Raw genomic sequence first — 14,289 nt, 5'->3', positions numbered from 1 at the left:
ATCACCGGCGTCATCACCGCCCTCAAAGTCGGCCCGCCCCCACCGCCCATCACCCGCCACGGACGCTGGGAACTCCGCACCTCCCCCGACGGCACCCCCGAATACACCTGGATCGCCCGCCAAGCCCGCCACTTCAGCCCCGAAACCAACCCCGACAACCGCCGCCGCACACCCCGATGACACGCCTCGGAGCAGGAAGTCGATCCCGCCGACTTCCTGCTCCGCCCAACCCCCGGCGAAGCAACGATCGGTGGCCCCTTGCGACAGCAGGCAAGGGGCCACCGGGAGCAACGCCGAAGAGCAGGAAGTCGGCCGGGCCGACTTCCTGCTCCACGCTCAGCCGTTCAGGCGCTCAGTGGGTACCGGGTGTCCAGGTCGCGGAAGAGGGCGCCGTTCAGCTGGAAGGCGCGCTTGCACTCCTCGACCACCCGGCGGCGCTCGACCTCGTCCATCGCCTCCCCGGCGGCGTCGAGCTTGGTGCGGTAGTCGCGCTTGAAGGCGGCCGGGTTGTCGACGCCCTCGAACACGTAGAACCGCACCCCGTCGCCCTTGCGCTCGAAGCCCCAGGTCTTCTCGGCGATGCCCCGGATGATCTGACCACCCGACAGGTCGCCCAGGTAGCGGGTGTAGTGATGGGCGACGTAGCCCGCCGGCCACTGCTCCGTGAGCTCCTCCAAGCGGGCGACGTACGCGGCGGTGGCGGGCAGCGGGGCGAGCCCCTCGCGCCACTGCGGGCCGCGCAGGTGGGCCAGGTCGCGCTCGATGGCCTCGGTGCGCAGCACCGCCGGATCGATGAAGGGGCCGGCCACCGGGTGCTTCGCCAGCTGCTCCGCCCGCTCCTCCAGCGCGCGGTAGACGAACCAGAGCTGGCCGGTGAGGTCGGCGTAGGCCTCGATGCCGAGGTGCCCGCCGAGCAGGCGGCTCATGAACGAGGACTGCTCGGCCGCCTCGTGCTCGGCGCTGCTCGCGGTGCGCAGCACGGTGGAGAACGGGACGACGGGCTGCTCGGGTATGGGCATGCGGGCCTCCAGAGATCGAGTACACCCCCGATTGCTTCGGTTAGCCTAACCTAAGCTCCCGTCATGCCGACAGGGTGTCGGGAAAAATCGCACGCCCCCGGGAACGGCGAAGGCCGGGGCCGCGGAAAACTCCGCGAACCCCGGCCTCCGACTGCCTCGACCTACCTCGGAGCCCCCCGGCGGACGGACCGCCGGACGGACGAGATGGGCGCGACGGCTCAGTGACCGCCCTGCTCCGCCAGGCGCTTGATCGACGCGGTGACCTCGGCCTCGGCCTCGGCGCGGCCGACCCAGTTGGCACCCTCGACGGACTTGCCGGGCTCCAGGTCCTTGTAGACCTCGAAGAAGTGCTGGATCTCCAGGCGGTCGAACTCCGACACGTGGTGGATGTCCTGCAGGTGCTCCCAGCGCGGGTCCGTCGCCGGGACGCAGAGCAGCTTGTCGTCGCCGCCGGCCTCGTCCGTCATCTTGAACATGCCGATGACGCGGCACTTGATCAGGCAACCGGGGAAGGTCGGCTCGTCCAGGATGACCAGGGCGTCCAGCGGGTCACCGTCGTCCGCCAGGGTGCCCTCGACGTAGCCGTAGTCGGCCGGGTAGCGGGTCGAGGTGAAGAGCATCCGGTCGAGCCGCAGACGGCCGGTCTCGTGGTCGACCTCGTACTTGTTACGAGAGCCCTTCGGGATTTCGATAAGGACGTCGAACTCCAACGGTTCCTCCAAGGTAGGGACTGACAGAATCCAAGTGTCTCCTACGGGAGTGAGTGCTCAGGAAAGGGGCCGGGTCGGTGCGAGCAGGGGCTGGGTCGGGGGACCGACGCGGGGGGACGGCCGCGGGGCTGTTCGGGGCGGCGTTGCTGGTCGCCGGAACGGTGCTCGGAACGGGTGGTGCGTACGCGCAGCCGTCCCCGACGCCGACCGGATCGGCCTCGCCGGGCGGCCGGTCCACCGGGAACGCCCAGGGGGACCAGGACGAGGGCAACGGCCGGCGGGACGACAAGGGGGACCACGGCGACCACGGGGACCACGGGGACCGGGGCAACCGGCCGGGCAGCCGCGGCAGCGAGTCGCCCCGCCCGTCCGCGAGCGCCACCGGTACGGCCACCACCGGCCCGGGCACCGGTACGGCGGGCACCACCGGTGCCGCCACCACGCCGCCCGGCGCCAAGCCCACCGGAGCCGTCCGACCCGCCCCCACCGGCACGGTGCTGGCCGCCGCCGGGGCCGGGCCGGACACCGGCCTGCCCACCGCCCAGGGCCTCCAGCAGGCCCTCGCCGCCGTGCTCGCCGACAAGAGCCTCGGCACCGTCGGCCTCGCCGTCGCGGACGCCGCCGACGGCCAACTCCTCTACGGCACCGGCGAGAACACCGCCGCGACCCCGGCGTCCACCACCAAGCTGGCCACCTCGATCGCGGCCCTGTCGCTGATCCCCGGCGACACCCGGCTGACCACCCGGGTCGTCAAGAACGCGGCCACCGGCGGGATCACCCTCGTGGGTGGCGGTGACCCGACGCTGACCGCGCTCCCCGCCGACCAGGTGCAGATCGGCGGCATCCCCGCCGACCCGGACACCGCCCCCGCCTCGCTCGACGCGCTGGCCGCGCAGACCGCCGCCGCGCTGAAGGCCGCGGGCACCGGCACCGTCGCGCTCGACTACGACGTCTCCCTCTACACCGGCGCCCTGCTGCACAAGAACCACGACAACGAGAACATCCCCGCCGTCACGCCGCTGATGGTGGACGAGGCCAAGGTCGACCCGAAGAGCCGCGAGGACGCGCCCGCCCGTGTCGCCGACCCGGCCATGGCCGCCGCCGAGGCCTTCGCCGCGCTGCTCAAGGCCCAGGGCATCACCGTCCAGGGCAAGGCGAAGCAGGCCGCCGCCCCGGTCGCCGCCGACGCCCCCGTGCTCGGCCGGGTCGACTCCCCGACCGTGGCCCGGCTGGTCGAACGGCTGCTGACCACCTCCGACAACACGCTCGCCGAGGCGATCGCCCGGCAGGCCGCGCTCGCCGCCCACCAGCCGGCCAGCTTCGAGGGCGCGGCCACCGCCGTCACCCAGGAACTCGCCCGGCTCGGCGTGCCGACCACCGGCATGGTGCTGAACGACGGCAGCGGCCTGCACACCGGCAACGCGATCCCGCCGGTCGTCCTGGTCAAGCTGCTCACGCTGGCCGCCTCGGCGGAGCACCCGACGCTGCGCCCGGTGCTGACCGGCCTGCCGATCGCCGGATTCACCGGCACTCTCGGCAAGCGCTTCGGCTCCACCTCGGGCGCCGCCGACGCGGCCGGCCTGGTCCGCGCCAAGACCGGCAGCCTGAGCGGCGTCAACACCCTGGCGGGCACCGTGGTGGACGCCGACGGCCGCCTCCTCTCCTTCGCCCTGATGACCCGGACCACCGCCCCCGCCGACACCGCCCGCACCGCCATGGACCGCGTCGTCGCCCGCCTCGCCGCCTGCGGCTGCCACTAGGTCAGGCCCCCCGCCGGGCTCGGGAACCGCGCCCGAGCCCGGCGAACGTGTGGGAGCCCGACGTGAGGCCGGGGCAGCCCGGGTCGTGCGGCGGCGGCGGGCGGCTTTCCCGGTGCTGTGCGACGAGGGCGGTGCGGGCCGTCATTGACCGGCCGTTCCGGCTCCCCCAGGCGGGCGGGAGCACGTACGGTGAGGGCATGACGAGCGCGAGCGGCGGTGCCGACATGGTCGACTGGAATCTCGCGGTCGCGACCGCGACCCGGCTGGTGCGGCCGGGGCCGGAGGTGAGCCGGGCCGAGGCGGGCGCGGTGGTCGCCGAGTTGCGTCGGCACGCCCTGGCGGCGGAGGAGCACGTGCGGGAGTTCACCGGCATGCGCTCCAGCAGCCTGACCGAGGCGGCCGCGACCCCGGTGCTGATCGTGGACCGGCCCGGCTGGGTGCGGGCCAACGTGGCGGGCTTCCGCACCATCGTGCAGCCGCTGGTGGAGAAGCTCCAGGCGCGGCGGGCGAACGGGTCGGCCTCCGCGGTGTTCGGCACGGTGGGGGAGAAGGCCACCGGCATCGAGGTGGGCGCGCTGCTGGCGTTCCTGGCCACCAAGGTGCTCGGCCAGTACGAGACCTTCGCCCCGGCCGAGCCCTCGCTGGAGGCGCCGGACAGCCCGGCCGCGCTGTTCGACAAGCCGCGGCTGGGCCCCGAGGGCCCCGGCCCCGGGCGGCTGCTGCTGGTGGCGCCGAACATCGTGCACGTGGAGCGGGAACTGGACGTCGACCCGGCCGACTTCCGGCTCTGGGTCTGCCTGCACGAGGAGACCCACCGCACCCAGTTCACCGCGGTGCCCTGGCTGCGCGACCACATCCAGTCCGAGGTGCAGTCCTTCCTGGCCGAGACGGACGTCGACCCGGGCGCGCTGCTGGACCGGCTGAGGGACGCCGCCGGCTCGCTGGGCGCCGGGCTGCCGGGTCTCGGCGGCGCCCGGGGGGACAACTCCTCCTCGGCCGGTCTGCTGGAGATCGTCCAGTCGCCCGCCCAGCGGGAGATCCTCGCCCGGCTGACGGCCGTGATGTCCCTGCTGGAGGGGCACGCGGACGTGGTGATGGACGGCGTGGGCCCGGCGGTGGTGCCGAGCGTCTCCGAGATCCGCGAGAAGTTCCAGCAGCGCCGGGACCGCGGCGCCAACCGGCTGGACCTGGTGCTGCGCCGGCTGCTCGGCATGGACGCCAAGCTGCGCCAGTACCAGGACGGCGCGGTCTTCGTGCGGGGCGTGGTCGAGCAGGTCGGCATGGAGGGCTTCAACCGGGTCTGGACCTCGCCGAACACGCTGCCGACCAAGGAGGAGATCCACGACCCCGCCGCCTGGGTGGCCCGCGTCGCGCGCTGACGCGGGGCCCGTAGGGGCCTGCAGGGGAGCAACCGGCGCTCAAACCCGTTCGTACGGGTGGTCCAGTCGTGCACATGGCGGGTGAAGATACGTTTCTTCATTCACCCGAACGTGGGACGGTGGTCGTACCGGTGGCGCGGGTGGCGTAGCGGGTGCCTCCTTTCTGCCACCATCTGTGAGCGCCCGGTAACAGGGTGCTCACAGATGCGCGGTCCCCGCCGCGCCCACCGTCGTCCTGTCCCCCCTCCGCCGAGGAGTCGTCGCCGTGGGCCCTCACCCCGCCGTCGCCGCGATACGCCTGGCCGTTCGCCGCGCCCTCACCGACCTCGCCGCCGAGGCCGGTTCCACCTTCACCGCGCCCGTCCGCGAGCCGCGGGAGCCGCGCGAGCGCACCGGCGCCGCGCTGCCCGCCGCCGCGTTGCCCGTCGCGCTGCCCGCCACCGTCGGCACCACGCTGATCGGCAACGCCCACCGCCACCCCTCCGGGCTGCCCCGCACCCCCGCCGCGCCCGGCTCGCCGCTGGTCCTGGTCGCCGTCAGCGGCGGAGCGGACTCCATGGCGCTCGCCATCGCGGCCGCCTTCGAGGCCCCCAAGATCGGCCTGCGGGTCGGCGCCGTCACCGTCGACCACGGTCTGCAGGCGGGCTCCGCCGAGCGCGCCGCCCAGGTCGCCGGCCGGCTGCGGGAGCTGGGCCTGGACCCGGTCGAGGCGGTCGCCGTGCGGGTCGGCCGGGACGGCGGCCCCGAGGCCGCCGCCCGGGACGCCCGCTACGCCGCGCTGGACGAGGCCGCCGAGCGGCACGCCGCGGTCGCCGTGCTGCTCGGCCACACCCGCGACGACCAGGCCGAGACCGTCCTGCTGGGCCTGGCCCGCGGCTCGGGCGCCCGCTCGCTGGCCGGGATGCCGGCCCAGAAGGGCCGCTACCGCCGCCCGCTGCTGGAGCTGGACCGGGCCGCCACCCGGCAGGCCTGCTCCGCCCAGGCGATCCCGGTCTGGGACGACCCGCACAACTGCGACCCGGCCTACACCCGCTCCCGGGTCCGCCACGAGGTGCTGCCGGTGCTGGAGAAGCACCTGGGCGGCGGGGTGGTCGAGGCGCTGGCCCGCACCGCCCGGCTGTTCCGCGACGACGCCGACGCACTCGACCAGTGGGCCTCCCTCGCCGAGCGTGACATCCGTACGGGCGACGGCGCCCTGGACGCGGCGAAACTGGCCGAACTCCCCCCCGCGGTGCGCCGCCGGGTGCTGCGCCGGGCCGCGCTGCGGGCGGGCTGTCCGGCCGGGGACCTGTTCGCCCGGCACCTCGAAACGATCGACCTGCTGGTCACCGGATGGCGCGGCCAGGGGCCGCTGCACCTACCCGGGGGCGTCGAAGCGACCCGGCGGTGTGGCACGCTGGTCTTTCGGCGACAGGGCGACTGACGGGCGGGCATGCCCCGGGGGAGCCGGCCGCCGGCCATCCAGACCCCGACACGTTTGAGGACGTATCCCCGGTGGACCAGAACGACATGGGCGCTGACCTCGCGAAGGTGCTCATCAGCAAGGACGAGATCGACGCCAAGCTCCTGGAGCTGGCCGAGCGCATCGACCGGGACTACGCAGGCAAGGACCTGCTGATCGTCGGCGTCCTCAAGGGGGCCGTGATGGTCATGGCGGACCTGGCCCGCACCCTGCACTCGCAGGTCACCATGGACTGGATGGCCGTCTCCTCCTACGGGATGGGCACCAAGTCCTCCGGCGTGGTGCGGATCCTGAAGGACCTCGACACCGACATCGCCGGCCGCGACGTGCTGATCGTCGAGGACATCATCGACTCCGGTCTGACCCTGTCCTGGCTGCTCGGCAACCTGGGCTCGCGCGGCCCGGCCTCCCTGGAGGTCTGTGCCCTGCTGCGCAAGCCCGATGCGGCAAAGGTCGAGATCGACGTCAAGTACGTCGGCTTCGACATCCCCAACGAGTTCGTCGTCGGCTACGGCCTCGACTACGCGGAGAAGCTGCGCAACCTGCCGTTCATCGGCACCCTCGCGCCGCACGTCTACGGCGGCTGAGAACCCGTTCGGACGACGGGCGGGAACAGGAGCCTGTTCCCACCCGTTGGATCCGGGGGACCATAGAAGAACGTCGTATCGCCGTGCTCCCGCCACGTGGGGGTCGCACTGCGGTACGGTCCAATAAACCGCTCTTCACATGAGCACTGACCGAATGCGCCGGCGGCCCACAGCCACGCGGCGCCGTTGAGTGGCAGGAGGGACGGGGCGGCAACGCCCCGCATGGATGGACGTCAAGCGATACTTCCGTGCGCCGATCATGTGGATCGTGCTGGCCGTCCTCGCCGTTGTCGTGCTGATGCAGGTCGTTTCGGACTCGAACGGCTACAAGACGGTGGACACCGGCCAGGTCGTTGCAGCGATCGACGCGAAGCAGGTCAAGTCGGCGCAGATCACCACGGGTGATTCGAACACCATCAAGATTCAGCTGAAGGACGGCGCCAAGCTGCCCAACGTGGGCACCGGCAAGCCGCAGTCCGGCAGCAAGTTCCAGGCCTCGTACATCGGCGACCAGGGCGTCGCGATCGCCGACAAGCTGCAGGCCCAGATCAACGACAACGACCAGAGCACGCTCTCCGAGGGCTACACCATCAGCCCGGAGAAGCAGAGCACCCTCGTCAGCCTGCTGCTGTCGATGCTGCCCATCGTGATCATCGTGCTGGTCTTCCTGTTCCTGATGAACCAGATGCAGGGCGGCGGCTCGCGCGTCATGCAGTTCGGCAAGTCCAAGGCCAAGCTGCTCACCAAGGACACCCCGAAGACCACCTTCGCCGACGTCGCCGGCGCGGACGAGGCGGTCGAGGAGCTCCACGAGATCAAGGAGTTCCTGCAGGAGCCGGCCAAGTTCCAGGCCGTCGGCGCCAAGATCCCCAAGGGCGTGCTGCTCTACGGCCCGCCCGGTACCGGCAAGACCCTGCTGGCGCGCGCCGTCGCGGGCGAGGCCGGCGTGCCGTTCTACTCGATCTCGGGCTCGGACTTCGTCGAGATGTTCGTCGGTGTCGGCGCCAGCCGCGTCCGCGACCTCTTCGAGCAGGCCAAGGCGAACGCCCCGGCGATCGTCTTCGTCGACGAGATCGACGCCGTCGGCCGGCACCGCGGTGCGGGCCTCGGCGGCGGCCACGACGAGCGTGAGCAGACCCTCAACCAGCTGCTGGTCGAGATGGACGGCTTCGACGTCAAGGGCGGCGTCATCCTGATCGCCGCCACCAACCGCCCGGACATCCTGGACCCGGCGCTGCTGCGCCCGGGCCGCTTCGACCGCCAGATCGCGGTCGAGCGCCCCGACCTCCAGGGCCGTCTGGACATCCTCAAGGTGCACCAGAAGGGCAAGCCGATCGCGCCCGACGTCGACCTCTCGGCCGTCGCCAAGCGCACCCCCGGCTTCACCGGTGCCGATCTGTCGAACGTCCTGAACGAGGCGGCCCTGCTGACCGCCCGCTCGGACAAGAAGCTGATCGACAACAACATCCTGGACGAGGCGATCGACCGCGTCGTGGCGGGTCCGCAGAAGCGCACGCGGATCATGTCCGACAAGGAGAAGAAGATCACCGCGTACCACGAGGGCGGTCACGCCCTGGTGGCGGCGGCCTGCCAGTACAGCGACCCGGTGCACAAGATCACCATCCTGTCCCGCGGCCGGGCCCTCGGCTACACCATGGTGCTGCCGGAAGAGGACAAGTACTCCACCACCCGCAACGAGATGCTCGACCAGCTGGCCTACATGCTGGGCGGGCGCGCGGCGGAGGAGCTGGTCTTCCACGACCCGACCACCGGTGCCTCGAACGACATCGAGAAGGCCACCGCCACCGCGCGGGCCATGGTCACCCAGTACGGCATGACCGAGCGGCTGGGCGCGATCAAGTTCGGCAGCGACAACTCGGAGCCGTTCCTGGGCCGCGAGATGGGTCACCAGCGCGACTACTCCGAGGAGGTCGCCGGGCTGGTCGACGAGGAGGTCAAGAAGCTCATCGAGTCCGCGCACAACGAGGCCTGGGAGATCCTGGTCGAGAACCGCGACGTGCTCGACAACCTGGTTCTGGAGCTCCTGGAGAAGGAGACCCTCAACAAGGAGCAGATCGCCGAGATCTTCGCCCCGATCGTCAAGCGCCCGGCCCGTCCGGCGTGGACCGGCTCCGCCCGCCGGACGCCGTCCACCCGCCCGCCGGTGCAGTCGCCCAAGGAGCTGGCGCTCACCAACGGCGCCACCGCCGCCGAGGCCGCCCCGGCCGACGTGGTGAAGCTCCCGCCGCTGCCGATCGACCCGCCCACCGAGGGCTGACGGGAGCCCGGCACCCGACGGAATGGATGCCGCGTCACCGGGGTTTGTACCCTGGAGGCGCGGCATCCGTGCTGTTCAACCCTTGTTCGTCAACCAGTTAGCGAGGCCCGCATGATCGACCCGGTGACGCTCGACGGTCCGCCCGCCGTCGGCACCTTCGACCAGAAGCGGGCCGAGAACGCCATCCGCGAGCTGCTGCTGGCCGTCGGCGAGGACCCGGACCGCGAGGGCCTGCTGGAGACGCCGGCCCGGGTGGCCCGGGCGTACAAGGAGATATTCGCGGGACTCTGGCAGGAGCCCGAGGACGTCCTGACCACCACCTTCGACCTCGGCCATGACGAGATGGTGCTGGTCAAGGACATCGAGCTGACCTCGGTCTGCGAGCACCACCTGGTGCCGTTCCGGGGCGTCGCGCACGTCGGGTACATCCCGTCCACCAGCGGCAAGATCACCGGCCTGTCCAAGCTGGCCCGGCTGGTCGACGTGTACGCCCGCCGGCCGCAGGTGCAGGAGCGGCTCACCAGCCAGGTCGCCGACGCCCTGATGCGGATCCTGGAGCCGCGCGGGGCGATCGTCGTGGTCGAGTGCGAGCACATGTGCATGTCGATGCGCGGCATCCGCAAGCCCGGCGCCAAGACCATCACCTCCTGCGTGCGCGGACAGCTGCGCGACCCGGCCACCCGGGCCGAGGCGATGAGCCTCATCATCGGTCGCTGACCGGGGCGCGGCGTCCCCGCGGGCGCCGCGCGGGCCGGACGGGCGCGGGCCGGTCAGATCGGCTCGGGCTCGGGCTCCGGTTCGGCGTGCGGCGGGGCCGGGGTGCCCAGCGCGTTGCGGCGCGCGGGCATCCGCAGCCGCACCATCCGCCGCCAGCCGTACAGCAGGTCGTACAGGTAGAGCGCGCGCACGCCGGCCGTGACCACGGTCAGCTGCCAGCGCGGCCAGCCGAGGATCCGCGCCATCCGGGACGTCACCGCGAGGCCGACGTCCCGGTGGGTGCGGATCTCGCCGCGGGCGCTGGTCTCCAGCACGTGGCGGATGTACGGTCCGTGCCCCTCGGCGGTCAGCCGCAGCAGCTCCTCGTGGCAGTAGGCGAGGTGGTTGTCCTCGTCGGCCGAGATCATCCGCATCGCCCGGCCGAGGTCGGGGTTGTCCCCGTACGCCTTGACGAGCTGGCGCATCTGCTCGGCCGCGCGCTGCTCGGTGACCCGGCTGTGCGCCAGGTAGGTGATGATCTCGCGGTCGGTCAGCGGGACCGTGCTGGTCAGCCGCTCGTGGGCGAGGCCGACGCCCTGGCGCTCCAGCAGCATGCAGTAGTCGGTGTCGGCGGGCACACCGACCCTCGGCAGGCCGCGCTTGTGCAGCAGCTGGGTGAAGATCCGGCCGTGCTTGCGCTCGTCGGCGCCGTGCCGGGCGATCTTCGGTGCGAGCACCGGGTCGCGGGTGAGTTCGGTGATCCGTTCGTTCTCCCACCCGCCCTGGTCCTCGCCGCCGGCGGCGATGCTGCAGAACAGCTGGTAGGCCTCGTCGTTCCGGTAGATCTCGTCGAAGAGCGATCGGGTGCTGAGCATGGGGCCTCCTGCCCGGATCGGGGGCGGCCCCGGCCGTCGTTCGGCCGGGGCGGTCGAGATACGTCCCCCGCGGTGGCCGGCACCGCGCCCGACCGGCCGGTAATCACCCGCCCAGCGGCGCCAGGGGTCGGCGGAGGGGCCGGCCGAGGGGTCAGCCGAGGTGGCGGCCCATCCACTCCAGCGCGGCGGGCAGCTCGCGCACCCAGCTCTCGAAGTTGTGGCCGCCGTCGTCCAGGTACATCGACTCCGCCTGGAACTGCGGGTTGGCGGCGGCGACCTGCTGGGCCAGCTCGACGAACTGGACGGTCTGCGGGTAGTCGGACTCCTTGCGGGTGGAGACCACCAGCATCGACAGCGGCGGGGCGGGCAGGTTCTGCAGCCGCCAGGCGAGGTCGCTCTGCTCGGCCAGCGTCCGGTCCCCGCCGAACAGGCTGCCGCCGGTGAACTGGTCCTCGTTGACCTTGAAGTCGGCGTGCAGCCCGCCCGCGCTGCCGAAGACGGTCGGGAAGCGCATCGCCAGCCGCAGCGCGCAGCTGCCCCCGGTCGAGTAGCCGAAGACGCCCCAGGAGGCCGGGGAGCGGCCGATCCGGTAGGCGGAGCGCAGCGCCTCGGGGACGTCCTTGGTGAACCAGGTCTCGGTGCGCGGCCCGCCGACGACGTCCACGCACTCGGTGTCGCGCGGCGGGGCGAGGGTCGGGCGGGCCAGCACCACGATGGCCGGCTGCATCTTCCCGGAGCGCTGGAGCTCCACCGCGGTCTGGATGACCGGCAGGTCCTTCATCAGGTTGAGCGTGGTGCCGGGGTAGCCGGCGATGGTCAGCAGCACCGGGAAGCGGGTCAGGCCGAGCTTCGGGTCGAAGTACTCCGGCGGCAGGTAGACGAACATCTGGTCGGACAGTCCGGTCTCCTTTCCGGTGATCCGGACCGACTCGACCTTCCCCACCTCTTCGGGTGCCCCCTTGGGCAGGTCCCCGATGCTCTGCATGCCGCTGTCGTCGGTCGGCTCCAGCAGGGCGTCTCCGGCCGGGACGCCGTTGCGGTGGTTCTCGTTGCTGGTGAGGGCGAGCTTGGTGCCGCCGGGGTTGAGCAGGTCGTCCCAGGAGGTGTAGAACCCGAAGGAATTGTTGACGCTGAGCGCCAGCACCGCCAGCACCGAGGCCTGAGTGACGGTCAGCAGTCCCACCCGGCCGAGCATCGGCAGCGGTCGCTGCCGCGCCAGTCTGGGCCAGACCCAGAGGGTGGTCACGAGCGCCGCCGAACCCAGGGCAAGCAGCGAGTTCATCAGCGCGTCGCTGGTCAGTTCCATACCGTCGGCCTTCCGGTGGGACACTGTCGGTGCAGGCTTCATCGTCTGGCGGTGCGTCAGTCCCGGCCACCGCGGCTAGGCTGTCCGGACGCCGGGCGGGGCCCGGGAGGCCGACGGTGCGCGCACGCAACCGACGCCCTAAAATGCGGCGTCCACCGTACGTAGGACGTACGCGGGGGCCCGTCGCGCCACGCGGTGAGGGGCCCCGGCGCCCACCCCTCGGCTCAATTCGCAGCGCCCCCAGGGTGCCGGTTTACCCTTCGTTTCCGGTTCCTTGGTGTGCGTATTGCCTGATGAAGGAAAAGGCATGAAGGTCCATCACGGCTCCCACCCCGGAGTGACCGGACACCCCTCCACAGCCCCTACGCTGAACCTCCATGAGCGTTCCCGTGTCCGTTGAGCCGAGCCCCGAGCAGCCCCCGCGTCGTCGCGGTCTGCAGACGCTTCGCACCCAGGCGGCCGCCGTTCCGAGGGCCTGGCTCCCCGGTGCGGTCGGCTACACCTGTCTGCTGATCGGTCTGGTGGACATCGCCAGCGCGGTGTTCCCCAGGCTCCGGCACACCAAGGTGCACACCTTCGCCGGGCAGCTGCCCGGTGGCACCACCACGCTGGCCGCCGCCGGCACCCTGATGATCGGCCTGCTGCTGGTACTGCTCGCGCACGCGTTGCGCCGGCGCAAGCGGCGCGCCTGGCGCGCGGTGTGCGTGCTGCTGCCGATCGGCGCGGCGCTGCACCTGCTGCGCTGGCACCAGCTCGGCCCGGCGGTCATCTCGATGGTGCTGTTCGCGGTCATGCTGATCCACCGGCGCGAGTTCTACGCCAAGGCCGACCCGCGCACCCGCTGGCGCGCCGTGGTCAACCTGGTCGTGCTGGGCACCGTCAGCGTCCTGCTCGGCCTGCTGGTCGTCAGCACCCGGACCAAGTACGAGGTCGGCGACCCGGGCCTCTACCAGCGGCTGGAGCACGTGGTCTACGGGCTGTTCGGCTTCGAGGGCCCGGTGCACTACAACGCGGACCGGATCGAGGACCTGGTCGGCTACCTGCTCGGCGCGATGGGTCTGTTCACCGCCCTCACCACCACCTACCTGGCGCTGCGGCCGGAGAAGCCCAAGCCGGAGCTGACCGCCGAGGACGAGGAGAAGGTCCGGGCGCTGCTGCAGCGGCACGGCGAGCGGGACTCGCTCGGCTACTTCGCGCTGCGCCGGGACAAGAGCGTGCTGTTCTCGCCCACCGGCAAGGCCGCGATCTCCTACCGGGTGGTCTCCGGCGTCATGCTCGCCTCGGGCGACCCGGTCGGCGACGTCGAGGCCTGGCCCGGTGCGATCAAGGTGTTCATGGCCGAGGCCCGCGAGCACGCCTGGGTGCCGGCCGTGATGGGCTGCAGCGAGGTCGGCGGCGAGGTCTGGACCCGCGAGGCGGGGCTGGACGCGCTGGAGCTGGGCGACGAGGCGATCGTCGACACCGCGACCTTCTCGCTCGCCGGGCGGGCCATGCGCAACGTCCGCCAGATGGTCAAGCGGATCGAGCGCAACGGCTACTCCTGCCAGGTCCGCCGTGTCGCCGAGCTGCCCCTGGAGGAGAAGCAGCGGATCGCCGACGCCGCGGCCCGCTGGCGCGGCACCGACACCGAGCGCGGCTTCTCGATGGCGCTCGGCCGCTTCGGCGACCCGGGCGACGACGACTGCGTGGTGGTCACCGCCCACAAGGCGCCCGAGGAGGGCGAGACCGGTGACGACCTCAAGGCCGTGCTGCACTTCGTGCCCTGGGGCGAGGACGGCATCTCGCTGGAGCTGATGCGCCGTGACCGGGCGGCCGACCCGGGCCTGAACGAGCTGCTGATCGTCGCCGCGCTGCAGGCCGTGCCGGCGATGGGCGTGCGCCGGGTGTCGCTGAACTTCGCGATGTTCCGCTCGGCGCTGGCCCGCGGCGAGCGGATTGGCGCCGGACCGGTGCTGCGCGCCTGGCGCGGGCTGCTGGTGTTCCTGTCGCGCTGGTTCCAGATCGAGTCGCTGTACAAGTTCAACGCGAAGTTCCAGCCGGAGTGGGAGCCCCGGTTCCTGGTCTTCCCGAACAACCGCGACCTGCCCCGGATCGGCTTCGCGGCGATGCAGGCGGAGGCCTTCATCACGCTGGGCATGCCCCGCTTCGGGCGCAAGCCGCAGCGCAAGGGGCTGCCGGACGGCCCCAGGCCGGAGGTCACCGAGGCCGCCTGAGCCG

The 14,289-nt window shown here is 72.1% G+C and carries 12 protein-coding genes; 8 read left to right on the top strand and 4 right to left on the bottom strand.

Annotation, left to right across the window (positions count from 1 at the left end):
* The coding region (locus tag ACFVUH_RS33625; protein ID WP_387917267.1) for a hypothetical protein at positions 1-180 on the top strand (180 nt) is incomplete at its 5' end.
* Between the two features lie 164 nt (positions 181-344).
* On the opposite strand, the gene ACFVUH_RS33620 is transcribed toward ACFVUH_RS33625, so the two are convergent.
* A complete protein-coding gene (locus tag ACFVUH_RS33620) occupies positions 345-1,019 on the bottom strand; it encodes a heme oxygenase (biliverdin-producing) (RefSeq protein WP_387917266.1) in 675 nt (224 codons plus the stop codon).
* 218 nt (positions 1,020-1,237) lie between these two features.
* Positions 1,238-1,729: an inorganic diphosphatase gene (locus ACFVUH_RS33615; protein WP_030397564.1), complete on the bottom strand. Its 492-nt coding sequence runs from the start codon at positions 1,727-1,729 to the stop codon at positions 1,238-1,240.
* Between the two features lie 143 nt (positions 1,730-1,872).
* Here ACFVUH_RS33615 and dacB point away from each other — a divergent pair, with 143 nt between their 5' ends.
* The 6 genes from dacB (at position 1,873) to folE (ending at position 9,912) form a co-directional block, all read left to right on the top strand.
* Positions 1,873-3,489, top strand: coding sequence for a D-alanyl-D-alanine carboxypeptidase/D-alanyl-D-alanine-endopeptidase (gene dacB / locus ACFVUH_RS33610; RefSeq protein ID WP_387917265.1), 1,617 nt, complete (start codon positions 1,873-1,875; stop codon positions 3,487-3,489).
* A 197-nt stretch (positions 3,490-3,686) separates the two neighbouring features.
* Positions 3,687-4,868 carry a zinc-dependent metalloprotease gene (locus ACFVUH_RS33605; RefSeq protein ID WP_355357469.1) on the top strand — a complete coding sequence of 394 codons (1,182 nt, stop codon included), beginning with the start codon at positions 3,687-3,689 and terminating at the stop codon, positions 4,866-4,868.
* A gap of 265 nt (positions 4,869-5,133) precedes the next feature.
* Positions 5,134-6,291: a tRNA lysidine(34) synthetase TilS gene (gene tilS / locus ACFVUH_RS33600; protein ID WP_355357472.1), complete on the top strand. Its 1,158-nt coding sequence runs from the start codon at positions 5,134-5,136 to the stop codon at positions 6,289-6,291.
* Positions 6,292-6,362: 71 nt separating this feature from the next.
* Positions 6,363-6,917 (top strand): hypoxanthine phosphoribosyltransferase, encoded by a 555-nt coding sequence (gene hpt, locus ACFVUH_RS33595; protein ID WP_049654051.1) that lies wholly within the window; start codon positions 6,363-6,365, stop codon positions 6,915-6,917.
* A 226-nt stretch (positions 6,918-7,143) separates the two neighbouring features.
* Entirely contained in the window at positions 7,144-9,195 is a 2,052-nt protein-coding gene (gene ftsH, locus ACFVUH_RS33590) for an ATP-dependent zinc metalloprotease FtsH (RefSeq protein WP_355357475.1), read from the top strand.
* A 111-nt stretch (positions 9,196-9,306) separates the two neighbouring features.
* The gene (gene folE, locus ACFVUH_RS33585) at positions 9,307-9,912 is read left to right on the top strand and encodes a GTP cyclohydrolase I FolE (RefSeq protein WP_030309924.1); all 606 of its coding nucleotides are present in this window, start codon (positions 9,307-9,309) and stop codon (positions 9,910-9,912) included.
* A 53-nt stretch (positions 9,913-9,965) separates the two neighbouring features.
* Here the strand turns inward: folE and ACFVUH_RS33580 are convergent, their stop codons facing one another.
* Both ACFVUH_RS33580 and ACFVUH_RS33575 read right to left on the bottom strand, forming a co-directional pair.
* On the bottom strand, positions 9,966-10,766 hold the full coding sequence (locus ACFVUH_RS33580) for a ferritin-like domain-containing protein (protein ID WP_387917262.1): 801 nt from the start codon (positions 10,764-10,766) through the stop codon (positions 9,966-9,968).
* A 151-nt stretch (positions 10,767-10,917) separates the two neighbouring features.
* Complete coding sequence (locus ACFVUH_RS33575) at positions 10,918-12,072, bottom strand: alpha/beta hydrolase-fold protein (RefSeq protein WP_355357482.1); 1,155 nt, start codon at positions 12,070-12,072, stop codon at positions 10,918-10,920.
* 377 nt (positions 12,073-12,449) lie between these two features.
* On the opposite strand from ACFVUH_RS33575, the gene ACFVUH_RS33570 reads away from it, so the two are divergent.
* Entirely contained in the window at positions 12,450-14,285 is a 1,836-nt protein-coding gene (locus ACFVUH_RS33570; protein ID WP_355357485.1) for a phosphatidylglycerol lysyltransferase domain-containing protein, read from the top strand.
* Positions 14,286-14,289: the final 4 nt, after the last annotated feature.

This window comes from Kitasatospora sp. NPDC058032, assembly GCF_042885845.1.
Classification (GTDB): domain Bacteria; phylum Actinomycetota; class Actinomycetes; order Streptomycetales; family Streptomycetaceae; genus Kitasatospora.
The sequence above is the reverse complement of the archived record's forward strand: the minus strand, read 5'-3'. Positions and strand labels throughout refer to the sequence as shown.